General features: G+C 67.1%; 13 protein-coding genes and 1 pseudogene. 9 read left to right on the forward strand and 5 right to left on the reverse strand.

All coding sequences use genetic code 11. The annotated features are described in order from the left end of the window. From nuoL to ACIBI5_RS16965, 4 genes are read left to right on the forward strand one after another with little or no spacing between them, the layout of a single operon-like run. Nucleotides 1–1,848: an NADH-quinone oxidoreductase subunit L gene (gene nuoL / locus ACIBI5_RS16950; RefSeq protein WP_397247668.1), complete on the forward strand. Its 1,848-nt coding sequence runs from the start codon at nucleotides 1–3 to the stop codon at nucleotides 1,846–1,848. Beyond that, the gene (locus tag ACIBI5_RS16955; RefSeq protein ID WP_397247670.1) at nucleotides 1,848–3,407 is read left to right on the forward strand and encodes an NADH-quinone oxidoreductase subunit M; all 1,560 of its coding nucleotides are present in this window, start codon (nucleotides 1,848–1,850) and stop codon (nucleotides 3,405–3,407) included. The genes nuoL and ACIBI5_RS16955 overlap by 1 nt, the downstream gene beginning before the upstream one ends. After that, on the forward strand, nucleotides 3,404–4,987 hold the full coding sequence (nuoN, locus tag ACIBI5_RS16960; RefSeq protein ID WP_397247672.1) for an NADH-quinone oxidoreductase subunit NuoN: 1,584 nt from the start codon (nucleotides 3,404–3,406) through the stop codon (nucleotides 4,985–4,987). The genes ACIBI5_RS16955 and nuoN overlap by 4 nt, the downstream gene beginning before the upstream one ends. Before the next feature lie 8 nt (nucleotides 4,988–4,995). Continuing rightward, a complete protein-coding gene (locus ACIBI5_RS16965; RefSeq protein ID WP_379638235.1) occupies nucleotides 4,996–5,985 on the forward strand; it encodes a polyprenyl synthetase family protein in 990 nt (329 codons plus the stop codon). Here ACIBI5_RS16965 and ACIBI5_RS16970 read toward each other — a convergent pair. Together ACIBI5_RS16970 and rarD are read right to left on the reverse strand one after the other, a co-directional pair. After that, entirely contained in the window at nucleotides 5,977–6,315 is a 339-nt protein-coding gene (locus tag ACIBI5_RS16970) for a hypothetical protein (protein WP_397247674.1), read from the reverse strand. The two genes, ACIBI5_RS16965 and ACIBI5_RS16970, sit on opposite strands and share 9 nt — an antisense overlap. Nucleotides 6,316–6,317: 2 nt before the next feature. Beyond that, nucleotides 6,318–7,235, reverse strand: coding sequence for an EamA family transporter RarD (rarD, locus tag ACIBI5_RS16975; RefSeq protein WP_397247676.1), 918 nt, complete (start codon nucleotides 7,233–7,235; stop codon nucleotides 6,318–6,320). A 124-nt stretch (nucleotides 7,236–7,359) separates the two neighbouring features. On the opposite strand from rarD, the gene msrA reads away from it, so the two are divergent. Further along, nucleotides 7,360–8,019 carry a peptide-methionine (S)-S-oxide reductase MsrA gene (gene msrA, locus ACIBI5_RS16980; protein WP_397247678.1) on the forward strand — a complete coding sequence of 220 codons (660 nt, stop codon included), beginning with the start codon at nucleotides 7,360–7,362 and terminating at the stop codon, nucleotides 8,017–8,019. Between the two features lie 289 nt (nucleotides 8,020–8,308). Here the strand turns inward: msrA and ACIBI5_RS16985 are convergent. Then, nucleotides 8,309–9,295, reverse strand: a pseudogene (locus tag ACIBI5_RS16985) (ATP-binding protein); the annotation flags it as partial. Here ACIBI5_RS16985 and ACIBI5_RS16990 point away from each other — a divergent pair. The 4 genes from ACIBI5_RS16990 to ACIBI5_RS17005 all read left to right on the forward strand — a co-directional run bounded on the left by ACIBI5_RS16990 (nucleotide 9,226) and on the right by ACIBI5_RS17005 (nucleotide 11,203). Continuing rightward, nucleotides 9,226–9,522 carry a helix-turn-helix domain-containing protein gene (locus tag ACIBI5_RS16990; protein ID WP_397247680.1) on the forward strand — a complete coding sequence of 99 codons (297 nt, stop codon included), beginning with the start codon at nucleotides 9,226–9,228 and terminating at the stop codon, nucleotides 9,520–9,522. The pseudogene ACIBI5_RS16985 and the gene ACIBI5_RS16990 overlap by 70 nt on opposite strands. 189 nt (nucleotides 9,523–9,711) lie before the next feature. After that, nucleotides 9,712–10,023: a hypothetical protein gene (locus ACIBI5_RS16995; RefSeq protein WP_397247682.1), complete on the forward strand. Its 312-nt coding sequence runs from the start codon at nucleotides 9,712–9,714 to the stop codon at nucleotides 10,021–10,023. Beyond that, the gene (locus ACIBI5_RS17000) at nucleotides 9,999–10,415 is read left to right on the forward strand and encodes a DNA-binding protein (RefSeq protein ID WP_397247684.1); all 417 of its coding nucleotides are present in this window, start codon (nucleotides 9,999–10,001) and stop codon (nucleotides 10,413–10,415) included. Before ACIBI5_RS16995 ends, ACIBI5_RS17000 begins: the two co-directional genes overlap by 25 nt. 545 nt (nucleotides 10,416–10,960) lie before the next feature. After that, nucleotides 10,961–11,203 carry a hypothetical protein gene (locus tag ACIBI5_RS17005; protein WP_397247686.1) on the forward strand — a complete coding sequence of 81 codons (243 nt, stop codon included), beginning with the start codon at nucleotides 10,961–10,963 and terminating at the stop codon, nucleotides 11,201–11,203. Between the two features lie 134 nt (nucleotides 11,204–11,337). On the opposite strand, the gene ACIBI5_RS17010 is transcribed toward ACIBI5_RS17005, so the two are convergent. Next, nucleotides 11,338–12,210 (reverse strand): hypothetical protein, encoded by an 873-nt coding sequence (locus ACIBI5_RS17010; protein ID WP_397247688.1) that lies wholly within the window; start codon nucleotides 12,208–12,210, stop codon nucleotides 11,338–11,340. Further along, nucleotides 12,210–12,749, reverse strand: coding sequence for an RNA polymerase sigma factor (locus ACIBI5_RS17015; protein ID WP_397247690.1), 540 nt, complete (start codon nucleotides 12,747–12,749; stop codon nucleotides 12,210–12,212). Before ACIBI5_RS17015 ends, ACIBI5_RS17010 begins: the two co-directional genes overlap by 1 nt. Nucleotides 12,750–12,773 lie beyond the last annotated feature (24 nt).

A 12,773-nucleotide genomic window follows, 5' to 3' on the forward strand; every position in this document is an offset into this window, starting at 1 on the left:
ATGATCGCCTTGCCACTCCTCGGCGCCGCGATTCTGCTGGTTCTCGGCCGGATCACGAACAAGTGGGGACACCTGCTGGGCGTGGCGATGTCGCTCGCCTCGTTCGTCGTGGCGGTGCTCGGGTTCGTGGAGTTGCTCGGGCTTCCCGAGGAGAACCGGCGGCTGGCCGTACACCTGTATGAGTTCATCCCCGGCATGGTCGACATGGGGCTGCTGATCGACCCGCTGTCGATCAGCTTCGCGCTGCTGATCACGGGTGTCGGATCGCTGATCCACATCTACTCGATCGGCTACATGTCGCACGACCCCGACCGGCGCCGGTTCTTCGCCTACCTGAACCTGTTCGTCGCGGCGATGCTGCTGCTGGTGCTGTCCGACAACTACGTCGGGCTGTTCATCGGCTGGGAGGGCGTGGGTCTCGCGTCCTACCTGCTCATCGGGTTCTGGCAGTTCAAGCCGTCGGCCGCGGTCGCGGCGAAGAAGGCGTTCATCGTCAACCGCGTCGGCGACTTCGGCCTGCTGGTCGGCATGTTCATCATCTGGACCTCCTTCGGCACGCTCGCCTTCGGCGACCTGCAGGGCAAGGTGGGCGAGGCCTCCTCGGGCACGCTGACCGCGATCGGGCTCCTGCTGCTGCTCGGCGCGTGCGGCAAGTCGGCCCAGCTGCCGCTGCAGTCCTGGCTTCTGGACGCGATGGAGGGCCCGACCCCGGTCTCGGCCCTCATCCACGCCGCCACCATGGTCACCGCCGGCGTCTACCTGGTGGTCCGCTCGGGCGCGTTCTTCGAGGCATCCAGTACGGCTTCGCTCGTCGTCGCCATCGTCGGCGTCGCGACCCTGCTGGCCGGTGCGATCATCGGTTGCGCCAAGGACGACATCAAGAAGGGCCTGGCCGGCTCGACGATGTCGCAGATCGGCTACATGATGCTCGGCGCCGCCCTCGGCCCCGCCGGCTACGCCTTCGCGATCGCGCACCTCATCGCGCACGGCTTCTTCAAGGCCGACATGTTCCTCGGCGCCGGTTCGGTCATGCACGCCATGAACGACGAGGTCGACATGAGGAAGTACGGCGGGCTGCGCAAGCTCATGCCGATCACCTTCGCCACCTTCATGGTGGGCTACCTGGCGATCATCGGCTTCCCGTTCCTGTCCGGGTTCTACACCAAGGACGGGATCATGGAGACGGCCATGGAGCACGGGCAGTGGATGGGCTGGCTGGCCGTGCTGGGCGCGGGCATCACCGGCTTCTACATGTCCCGCATGATCTTCATGACGTTCTTCGGCGAGAAGCGCTGGGACAAGGACGCGCACCCGCACGAGTCGCCCTCGGTCATGACGGTGCCGCTGATCCTGCTGTCGCTCGGCTCGATCGGCCTGGGTTACTACCTGATCAGCGACAACCGGTTCATGAAGTTCCTCGCCCCGGCCGTCGGCCTGCCTGAGCGGCTGCCCGAGTTCCACCTGTTCAGCACCACCACGGTGGGGCTGTCGTCGCTGGCCCTCGTCGCCCTGGGCGCGGGCTTCGCCTGGTACAAGTACGGCAAGTCCGAGGTTCCGGTCCTGGCGCCGCGCGGTTCGTTCCTGACCGTCTTCGCCCGGCGCGACCTGTACGGCGACGCGCTCAACGAGTCGCTGTTCATGCGCCCCGGCCAGTGGCTGACCAGGATCGCCGTCTTCTTCGACAACCGCGGCGTCGACGGCCTGGTCAACGGGCTGGCGGCGGCGATCGGCGGGACCTCGGGCCGCATGCGGCGGCTGCAGACGGGCTTCGCCAGAACGTACGCGCTGTCCATCCTGTTCGGTGCGGCCCTCCTGGCCGGCGCCCTGCTCCTCGTTGGGAACATCTGATGTCACCCTGGCTTCCCATCCTCATGGCGGTGCCCGTGCTGGGCGCCGTCGTGGTGGCCCTGCTTCCCAAGGGCAGCGACAAGCTGGCCAAGCAGGTGACCCTGCTGGTCTCCCTGGTCGTCATGGTGCTGACGCTCGTCATGGCGGTGCAGTTCAGCCCGCGCGGCGACCGCTTCCAGTTCGTGGCCGAGTACAACTGGATCCCCAGCTTCGGGGTCAAGTTCGGCGTCGGGGTGGACGGCATCGCGCTGGTGCTGATCGCCCTGTCCGTGGTGCTGGTGCCGATCGTGGTGCTGGCCTCGTGGAACGACGCCGACGGCGTGAAGACGGCGGACGGCACGGTCATCGCGCCGAAGAGGTCGGTCAAGACCTACTTCTCGCTGCTGCTGGTGCTGGAGACGATGATGATCGGCGTCTTCGCGGCGACCGACATCTTCCTCTTCTACATCTTCTTCGAAGCCATGCTGATCCCGATGTACTTCATGATCGGCTCCTACGGCGGCGCCCAGCGGTCCTACGCGGCCGTGAAGTTCCTGCTGTACTCGCTGTTCGGCGGCCTGCTCATGCTGGTCGCGGTCATCGGGCTGTACTTCGCGGCGGGCAAGGGCACGTTCATGTTCCCCGAGCTCGTCGGCGCCATCCAGGACCCGGCCACGCAGAAGTGGCTGTTCGCCGGATTCTTCATCGCCTTCGCCATCAAGGCTCCGCTGGTGCCCGTGCACACCTGGCTGCCCGACGCGGCGGCCCAGGCTCCGGCGGGCGCGGCCGTGCTGCTGGTGGGCGTGCTCGACAAGGTCGGCACGTTCGGCATGCTGCGCTTCTGCCTGGAGCTCTTCCCGGAGGCGGCCAAGGCGTTCACGATGCCGATCGTGGTGCTCGCGGTGATCAGCATCATCTACGGCGCGATCGTGGCCATCGGGCAGACGGACATGAAGCGCCTGATCGCCTACACCTCGATCTCGCACTTCGGCTTCATCGTCATGGGCGTCTTCGCGATGTCCCAGGTCGCGCAGTCCGGCGCCGCCCTGTACATGGTCAACCACGGCTTCGCCACCGGCGCGCTGTTCCTGGTCGCGGGCTTCCTCATCTCCCGCCGCGGCTCGCCGTACATCGCCGACTACGGAGGCGTGCAGAAGGTCGCCCCGGTCCTGGCCGGGTTCTTCCTGATCGCCGGTCTGGCCGGACTGTCGCTGCCGGGGCTGTCGTCGTTCGTCAGCGAGTTCATGGTGATGATCGGCACGTACTCCAGCCAGGCGTTCGGATCCGGCGCCCTCGCGGTGGCGGCGATCGTCTCCGCGGTGGCGGTCATCCTCGCCGCCGTCTACATCCTGTGGATGGTCCAGCGGGCGCTGAACGGCCCGACGGCCGAGGGCGTCAAGGGCTTCAAGGACCTCAACGTCCGCGAGGTCGTGGTGCTCGCCCCGCTCGTCGCCCTGATCATCGGGTTCGGCTTCTTCCCGAAGCCGCTGCTCGACGTGATCAACCCGTCGGTGCAGCACACGCTCACCAACGTGGACGTCAAGAACCCCGCCATCGCTGAGAAGGGGGCCGGAGAGTGAACGGCTTCGAGGCGCCGACCATCGAGTACGGGCAGCTCGCGCCGCTGCTGCTCGTCTTCGGCGCGGCCTGCATCGGCGTCCTGGTGGAGGCGTTCGCGCCGCGCTACCTGCGCAAGTCCATCCAGGTGCCGCTTTCGCTGCTGAGCCTGATCGGCGCCTTCGCGCTGGTCATCGTGCAGGTGGCCAGGGGCGGCGTGCCGACCACGGCCTCGGCGATGGGCGCCGTCGCGGTGGACGGTCCTTCGCTGTTCATCTGGGGCGTCATCCTGGTGCTCTCGCTGGGCGCCGTGCTGATGGTCAACGACGACGGGCACTTCGTCGCGTCGGCGGCGGCCGTACCGGGGAGTGCGGATGAGGAGGAGGCGGAGACGAGCGGTAGCGCGCACACCGAGGTCTACCCGCTGGTGCTCTTCGCCGTCGGCGGCATGCTGCTGTTCGCGGCCTCGCACGACCTGCTGGTGATGTTCGTGGCCCTGGAGGTCATGTCGCTGCCGCTGTACCTGCTGTGCGGCCTGGCCCGCCGGCGCCGCCTGCTGTCGCAGGAGGCCTCGCTGAAGTACTTCCTGCTCGGCGCGTTCTCCTCGGCCTTCTTCCTGTACGGCATGGCCATGATCTACGGCTACGCCGGCACGGTCAGCCTGCCCGGGATCAGCCAGTCGATGTCCACCGGCTCGCTCATGGACCCGCTGCTGCTGCTCGGCCTCTCGCTGCTCGGCGTGGGCCTGCTCTTCAAGATCGGTGCGGCCCCCTTCCACGCGTGGAAGCCGGACGTCTACCAGGGCGCCCCGACGCCGGTCACCGCCCTGATGGCCTCCGGCACGCTGGTGGCGGCCATGGGCGCGGTCCTGCGGGTGTTCTGGGTGGCTCTGGGCAACCTGGACTGGGACTGGCGTCCGGTCATGTGGGTGGTCGCGGCGCTGACGATGATCGTCGGTGCGATCCTGGCGATCACGCAGACCGACATCAAGCGCATGCTGGCCTACTCCTCGATCGCGCACGCGGGTTTCCTGCTCATCGGCGTGATGGCGACGTTCGAGGCCGCGGAGAAGAACGCCGCCTCGCTGTCGGCGATCCTGTTCTACCTGCTGGTCTACGGCTTCACCACCGTGGGCGCGTTCGCCGTGGTCACCATGGTGCGCGACCCCGGCGGCGAGGCGGGTCATCTGTCCCGCTGGGCCGGACTCGGGAAGAGATCTCCGCTGCTTGCCGGTGTGTTCGCTTTCTTCCTGCTGGCTTTCGCTGGTATCCCTCTGACCAGCGGGTTCTTCGGGAAGTACGCCGTGTTCGCGGCTGCCGTGAGCAGTGGCACGCAGACCGGAGACTCGATGGGCGCGTGGATGACCGGCCTGGTCGTCGTGGGTGTCATCGCCTCGGCGATCGCGGCCTTCTTCTACGTCCGCGTCATCGTGCTGATGTTCTTCAGCGAGCCTGCCGCCGACGGCCCCACCGTGGTCGCGCCCAGCATGGGCACCGCGGTGGTCATCGGCGTCGCGCTGCTGGTTACGGTAGGAGTCGGGCTTTTCCCGCAGCCCGCACTCGACATCGCCAACCAGGCTGCGTCCGGCCTGTTCATTAGATAGGGGTACCTATGTCCGCGCCACCGGTTGTTGATCTGCCCATTGAGGATGAGCGGTTGGCGCAGGACATCGCCAGTGGGCTGAACGCGGTCGAGAAGCTGCTGCGCTCGTCGGTCGAGAGTGAGGACGCCTTCGTCACGGAGGCGTCCAAGCACCTCATCGAGGCGGGCGGCAAGCGGTTCCGCACGCTGATGCTGCTGCTGGCGGCCCAGTTCGGCGATCCGTCCGCGCCCGGCGTCGTGCCGGGCGCGGTGGTGATCGAGCTGACGCACCTCGGCTCGCTCTACCACGACGACGTCATGGACGAGGCTCCGGTACGGCGCGGCTCCCCGTCGGCCAACGCCCGGTGGGACAACACCGTGGCCATCCTGACGGGCGACTACCTGTTCGCCCAGGCCTCCGACCTCCTGGCCGACCTCGGCCCGGACCTGATCAGGGTCCAGGCGCAGACGTTCTCCCGGCTCGTGCAGGGCCAGATCAGGGAGACGATCGGCCCGCGTCCCGGCGACGACCCGATCTCCTTCTACATCAACGTGCTGGCCGACAAGACCGGCTCGCTCATCGCCGCCTCCGGGCGGTTCGGGGCGCTGCTGTCGGGCGCGCCCACGGGCGTGGAGGAGCGGCTGAGCCGGGCCTGCGAGGCGATCGGCGTGGCCTGGCAGCTCGGTGACGACCTGCTCGACGTGGCCTCGACCTCGTCGGAGTCCGGCAAGACGCCCGGGACGGACCTGCGCGAGGGCATCCGCACGCTGCCGGTGCTCTACCTGCTGGCCTCGCCCGAGGACTCGCGGCTCAAGACGCTGCTGTCGGGGCCGGTGGCGGAGGAGGACCTGGAGGAGGCGCTGACGCTGCTGCGGGCGCACCCGGCGATGGCTCAGGCCCGTGCGGAACTGGACGCGTGGGTGGACCGGGCGCGGGCCGACCTGTCGGGCCTGCCGAACATTCCGGCGAAGGACGCGTTTCTCGCTTTGTGCGACTACGTGGTGGAACGCTCAGGCTGATTTTTCGGGATATATCCGATCAAAGCGGAGGTTGCGGCGTAGTCGACCGCCGTCGCGGCGGTCGACGACCAGATGGTCCTTGGCCTTCGTCGCCCGGACGACGACCTGCTCGTCTCTGAGATGGCCTCTGGTCTCGAAGGTGTACGCGCCGCCGTCGCGCGTGTAGCGGGCCGTGTGGACGCCGGCCGGTGGGTCTTCCCGGCGGAGCCAGGTGGCGATGAGGGCTCCGCTCCGGGGGGTGGGGGCGGGCCGTACCAGAACATCCAGGACGAGACCGTCGGGATAGAAGCGGAAGACCTGCTCGTCGCCGGCGTAGATGCCGTCGAGCACGGTCAGGCCGCCGTCTTGACCAGCTCGGCGGCGGCCCGCTTCCGGTTGGCCCGCGCGGCGCTGATGCTGTCGTAGGTGAAGACCGACAGAGCCAGCCACACGATCGAGAAGCCGATCCAGCGGCTCGGCGGCATGGTCTCCTTGACGATCAGGACGCCGCACAGGAACTGCAGGATCGGCGCGATGTACTGCAGGACGCCGATCGTGCTCAGCGGCACCCTGATGGCCGAGGCGGTGAAGAACAACAGCGGAACCGCGGTGATCAGCCCCGCGCCGGCGAGCAGGAGCGCGTGGCCCGGGTTGGTGTGGCCGAAGGTGGCCTGGCCCGAGGCCTCCAGGTAGACGAGGTAGCCGAGGGCGGGCGTGAGCAGGACCAGGGTCTCGACGGTGAGGCTCTCGGCGGCGCCGACGTTGGCCTGCTTCTTGACCAGCCCGTACACGCCGAAGCTGACGGCCAGCGTGAGCGCGATCCACGGCAGCCGGCCGTAGTCGAGGGTGAGCACGACAACGGCCAGCATGCCGAACCCCACCGCCGCCCACTGCAGCGGCCGCAGCCGCTCGCGCAGCAGCAGGACCCCGAACAACACGCTGACCAGCGGGTTGATGAAGTACCCCAAGGCTGCCTCGACGACGTGGCCGGTGTTGACCGCGTAGATGTAGGTGCCCCAGTTGACCGTGATGATCACGGCGGCCAGGGCCAGCAGGACGAGCTTCCTGGGCTGCTTCAGCAACTCCCTGAACCACGACCAGTGCCGCCTCACCGCGAGGATGACGACCACCGCCACCAACGACCACGCCATGCGGTGGGCGAGGATCTCAAGCGCTCCCGAGGGCTTGAGCAGCGGCCAGTAGAGGGGGAACAGCCCCCACATCGCGTAGGCCGCGACCCCGAACAACACACCACGCTTCTCGTCAGGCATGTAGCCCATTTTCGGACATTACATGCTTAAACACAAACGCGTACTACTATGTGGGACTATTTAGGCTGTCTTAACGGTTGGCACCTCTGTATCGCTCTGTACGCTGGAAAGCAGGAGGTGCACCATGGGTTGGCTGTTCGGCAACAAGACATCGATGGTCCGTCAGGAGGAGGCCCTGCCGGGGCGCTCCGCCAGGATCCCGGTGCCCTCGCGGCACGCCGTACTCGACGCTCCGCCGGCTCCGCCGTACCCGGAGGGGCTGGAGATCGCCGACTTCGGCCTCGGCTGTTTCTGGGGCGCCGAGCGCAAGTTCTGGCAGACCGAAGGCGTGTACACGACCGCGGTCGGCTACCAGGGCGGCTACACCGAGAACCCCACCTACGAAGAGGTCTGCACCGGCGCCACCGGCCACACCGAGGCGGTGCGCGTGGTGTACGACCCGGCGAAGGTCTCGTACGAGGAACTCCTCAAGCTCTTCTGGGAGAACCACGACCCGACCCAGGGCATGCGCCAGGGCAACGACGTCGGCACCCAGTACCGATCCGCGATCTACTACCACTCGCCCGAGCAGGAGAAGTCGGCTCTGGCATCCCGAGACGCCTACCAGGCCGTCCTGAAGGCATCCGGCTACGACGAGATCACCACAGAAATCGCCCCGGCCCCCGAGTTCTTCTTCGCCGAGGAGTATCACCAGCAATATCTCCACAAAGTGCCCGATGGGTACTGTGGAATCGGCGGTACGGGCGTCTCGTGTCCGATCGGCCTGACCACCGGCGAGGCCTGACCTGCGATAGCTGACTGACCCTGGCCCCTGGTTGCCCAGCCTGCCCGATGACGATCAGGGGCCAGAGCCGGTTTCGGCGAAAGCCCTGTACCGCGAAGGTTGCTCATGGGTTTGCGGTTGCCTCCCATAGCGCGGATAGCGGGAGGGCACGCATTCGGTCTCCGAAAGGAAGCACTTCCTGGCCCGCATAGAGGACATATCCGGCGATGAGACGGTCGCCGAGCTTACGGGCCAAGTGCTGGAGTCCCCGGAAATCGTCGGCACGTACGGTCTCCGCCGCCTTCACCTCGATACCGACGACTTGGCCGGAGGCCCGCTCCAGAATGCCGTCCACTTCGACCTTGTCGCGGTCTCGGTAGTGGTAGAGGCGTACGGGTTCCTCCGACCACGTCAACTGGCGGGCCAACTCGCCGAGGGCGAAATTCTCCAGCAGCGGCCCCACGGGCGCCGTTACATCGGTAGTCCGAGCCGGGGTGAGGCCGGCGAGGTGCGCTCCCAGTCCGGAGTCGACCACGAGAAGCTTAGGCGTCGCGACGGCGCGCGTGGTCGTGTTGGACGACCAAGCCGGAATCCGCCTGATGACGTAAACGAGGTCCAGCAGGTCAAGGTATCGCTTCACAGTGTTGCGAGGGAGTCCGAGGTCGCGGCCGATGTTGTCGATCACAGCCAGTCCGCCCATCCGGCCGCAAAGGACGTTGAGCAGACGTCGCATGTCGGCAGGGCGCTCGATGTCGGACACCTGCTTCACGTCCCGATTGATCAAATCGGAGATGTAGGACTCGAAGAAGCGGGCCCTTCTCCGATGCGTGGGGCGGTGGACCGCCTCGGGATAGCCGCCCCTCAGAGCGCGATCCACATAGTCGGCTCGACGCAACGGAGATCTCGGAATCTTGAGATCAGGACCGCTTCGGAACGCCGCATCGATGAGAAGGAGCCCATCGTGGTGCACGATCCCGTCAGGATCCCGTCCAGGTCTGTGGCAGATCTGCCGCATTGCCTGTGGCGGATCTGCCGATACGTCTACGGCAGATTTGCCGCATCTACCGTGGCTGGTCTGCCGTACTACTGGATCGCTTCGGATCGACGGATCATCCTTCTGACCGTTTTCCACAGAACGCGAATGAGGGAAGATCGAGAACCGGACCGGGCGCGGCGGGCGTTGTCTCGTTGCGAGGGCGAGGCGCACTCGGTGGACGAGGAGTGGTGATGACCGAGCGGACCGAATGGGCTGATCTTCGTGACCGACGACTGTCCGAGCCCGGGGCGGCCGAGGCATACGACGCGGCTCGTCTCGCCTTCCAACTCGGTCGGGCAGGACGACAGATGCGGGAATCTCGTGGGTGGAGCCAGAGTGAGCCGGCTCGTGCGGCTGACATGGCGCAGTCAGCAGTGGCCCGTTTCGAAGGAGGCACCGTGCCGACGCTGCCGGTCCTCGAGCGGCTGGCTAGGGCTCTGGACGCCGAGCCGGAGGTGCGGATCAGTCCACGTGCTCCCGCAGCCTGAGCCTGATTTATCGCGCGAGATGAAGTGCTACCACCAGCAGTACGTGTTCAAGGTCCCGAACGGCTACTGCGGCATCGGTGGCACCAACGTCAAGCTAGGTGACCCTTCCTTGTGGTCTGTCCAACGGGACTCACGGCCTCTCACGACGATGCCTAGAAGTATTGCTACTTCGAGTAGTAAACTAGGGGGATGGCCATGCCAGAACAGGAGTACCAGCCCGGTGGGGGTCCTGCAGCAAAGGTGAGCGTGTCGCTGCGGGCCGGCAACATCCGGGCAGTCAAGGAGCGGGTGGGTTCTCGAGGCTTCTCGGCCTACGTGGACGCCGCTGTCGAGCGTCAGATCGAGCGTGACCTGCTGGAGGAAGCGCTCCAGGCGAATGAGGAAGCCGCCGGGCCTATCCCACAGGCGATGCGGGATGAGGCGGCAGCACTGTTCCGCGAGGTGAAGTCCGCACCTGAACTTCAGGAGGGCGGCGAATGGCGCGCACACGAAGCCGGTTGAGCGCTGGGACGCTGGTCCTGGACTGCCAGGGGTTGTCGAAGTGGTGTCAGGCTGATCCGCGCGTCAGCGCGTATGTCAGGGAAGCGCAGGGCAACGATTTTCGCGTGGTGGTCAGTGCGCTGACCCCCGTCGAAGCCCAGGATGTGAGAGTCAAGACGGATCGCCTCCGCTGGCATCTGTCCCGGCTGAGGGTAGAGCCGGTCAGCGAGGAGATCAGCCTGGCCGCGATCGAGTTGCTTCGTGCGTCTCGGTTGCACGGTCACAAGTACGCCATCGATGCCGTGGTCGCCGCTACGACCTTAAGCGCTGTCAGGCCTGCCATCCTGCTTACGTCGGATGTCGATGACATGAGCAAACTGTGCGGGAAGGCCGTAAAACTCGTCGCAGTGTGAGCGTTCCGGTCCAGGGCTACTGCGCGCCCACAGGCACCGGCGTCTCCTGCCCTGTGGGTCTGACCTCCGGAGAGGCATAGACGTACGGATATAGCTAGATCTCGACCTCTGATCGCCCAGTGCCGATGATGGGCCGGAGCCCTTCCTGCTCGACGCCGCATGTCGGGCAGCCGGAGGGTTTTACTTCGACGTGGCTGAGGCCGCTGACGCCGAGTTGCCCCGGCCGGCTCCGCCTTGTCCTTCATGGGCGAGTTCCTGGCGGGCAACGCACCATTGCGCGGCCGGTCCGGCCTTGAACTGCTCGTTCGCCCCACTTGATCACCGCCTTGCCGCCGAGTTCTGGGACGTCACCGATCCGCGCCTGGCTCTCATGGTGAACTCGATCGTCGGTGGCATACCCGCCTACCGGCGTGAGTTCGCGCGTGGTGACTCCCCGGCCGACTTCGATGATTGGCCGTCCGTACGGTCCTCAACCCGGAGACACCGCTCTTCCGAGAGGCTCGCTGTCTCCTTGCTGAGAACCCGATCTGCGCGTCCTGGGTGCGGTGGCCGACGGGAACACCACTCGCGGCCGGCAGCGCGAAGTGAGTCTGGCCGGCAAGCAAGCGCTGTTCGCCGGCGATGTCCTCGGCCCCCACTTCGAACAGGTTCGCCGCGACTGGGCCTTGCACCACGCTGAACCCGACCTGCTCGGCGGGTTGTCCGCCCGAGTGGGCACGCCATTCCACGACCCCGTCGCCCATACTGGCCACGAGATCGACCTGCCCGCCCTCTACGGCCAGAACTGAAGCGACCACGCAGCCAGGGGCATACCGTTGCTTCGGAACGCGCTCGCCGTGCTCGGACACCGAACCTAGGCGGACCCCGGCCGCCAGGTGGCCCCGGGGAGCTGGGATGGGTTCGCCGGATGCGCTGCCCATCCTCACGGAGCGGGCTTCACCAGCAGCTGGATGAACCGTTCGCCCTCCAGCGGGTCCTGGCGCGCGTCCACGACCACCAGGTTCTCGCCCTGGCCGCCGGGCATCACCACGAACGTCGAGTCCAGGCCGCGACGATCGAGTTCTTTGCGCACCTCTTCCAGCGGTTTGCCCTCAACCGGGTAGTCCTCCAGGAGGCCGCCCTTCCCGGTCGCCGAGCGGGAGGCGAACTCCTTGATCAGCTTCTCAGCGCGGTCGTCGGGGACCAGCTCGCACGGCGCGACGGGATCCTTCATGAGGATCGTGCTGGTGCTGCTGCCGCCGCCGGACAGCGGGGTGATCGTCCAGACGAACGTTTCACCCGGGCGGAATAGCTTGGTGTCGACCCGCATCTGCCAGCCCCGGTCGTCGCCCGGGATGTTCCGTGGCGCGTGGTAGAGGCCCTTGGGCACGTCCTCGACGTGCTCAGCGCGCGGCTCCCTGCACTTGTCGCCCTCGGGCACGTAGTCCACGATCGCGGGCACGCCCAGTTCTTTGAGCTGTCTGCTCAGCCCGGTGGCGTCCTTGAAGTCGGTCACTCTGACCCACACCACGCCGTCCGCCTGCTTGGTGACAGCCCAGGAGGCCGAGCTGTAGGTGCCGCTGTCATCCAGCACGCTCGGCACGACCACCGCCGCCGCGGCGACCGTCACGGTGACCGCCAGTCCCAGCGCCAATCGAGGCCGCTGCGACCAGCGCCGCGCCGTTGCTCTCTCGGCGGGCGGGCGCGCGGTGATCTCCGCCAGCAGCGCCCGCGCCCCCGCGCCGGACGGGTCCCCGCCGTGCTCGCCCGGCTTCACCCTGGCCAGGGCTTTCGTCATCGTCTCGATCTCGTCCATCACAGCGCCCCTTCCGCAGATACCCGCCGGTCCGTCCGCACTCCTGCCTCGGTCAGCGCCCGCGCGAACCGTTTGCGCGCGCGATGCAGCCGCACCCGTACGGCGTTGCGCGACAGGCCCAGCACCGCGGCGACCTCCGCCCGGTCCAGGCCTTCCCAGGCGACCAGGGCCAGCACCTCCCGATCGTCGCCGGGAAGTGTGGTGAACACCTGCGCCACCGCCTCGGCTTCGATCTTGCTCTCCGGCGCGGCGGCATAGAGGTCGGTCATCTCCGCGTCGAGCTCGACGGTCCTGGCCCGGCGCCGGTTGTCGGTGCGGTGGTGGTTGGCCAGCACCTTCCTGGCCACGCCGTACAACCAGAGGAGGGCCTGCTCGCCGTCTGGCAGTTTGTCCACCTTGCGCCAGGCGATGGCGAACGTATCGGCGACCACGTCGGCCGCGTCCTGCGGCACGGCGCAGCGCCGTATCGCATATGCGGTGATCTGACCATACGTCTGCCGGTAAACGGCCTCGAACCTGGCCAGCCGTTCCTCAGTCACGGGCATCCTTTGTCAGGAGAAACT

Origin of the sequence: Nonomuraea sp. NPDC050540, from assembly GCF_044457485.1 — a bacterium.
GTDB lineage: Bacteria > Actinomycetota > Actinomycetes > Streptosporangiales > Streptosporangiaceae > Nonomuraea.

Coding starts and splice junctions, on each gene's coding strand:
- nuoL (WP_397247668.1), top strand. CDS start 1: ATGATCGCCTTGCCACTCCTCGGCGCCGCGATTCTGCTGGTTCTCGGC.
- ACIBI5_RS16955 (WP_397247670.1), top strand. CDS start 1,848: ATGTCACCCTGGCTTCCCATCCTCATGGCGGTGCCCGTGCTGGGCGCC.
- ACIBI5_RS16965 (WP_379638235.1), top strand. CDS start 4,996: ATGTCCGCGCCACCGGTTGTTGATCTGCCCATTGAGGATGAGCGGTTG.
- rarD (WP_397247676.1), bottom strand. CDS start 7,235: ATGCCTGACGAGAAGCGTGGTGTGTTGTTCGGGGTCGCGGCCTACGCG.
- msrA (WP_397247678.1), top strand. CDS start 7,360: ATGGGTTGGCTGTTCGGCAACAAGACATCGATGGTCCGTCAGGAGGAG.
- ACIBI5_RS16990 (WP_397247680.1), top strand. CDS start 9,226: ATGACCGAGCGGACCGAATGGGCTGATCTTCGTGACCGACGACTGTCC.
- ACIBI5_RS16995 (WP_397247682.1), top strand. CDS start 9,712: ATGGCCATGCCAGAACAGGAGTACCAGCCCGGTGGGGGTCCTGCAGCA.
- ACIBI5_RS17000 (WP_397247684.1), top strand. CDS start 9,999: ATGGCGCGCACACGAAGCCGGTTGAGCGCTGGGACGCTGGTCCTGGAC.
- ACIBI5_RS17010 (WP_397247688.1), bottom strand. CDS start 12,210: ATGGACGAGATCGAGACGATGACGAAAGCCCTGGCCAGGGTGAAGCCG.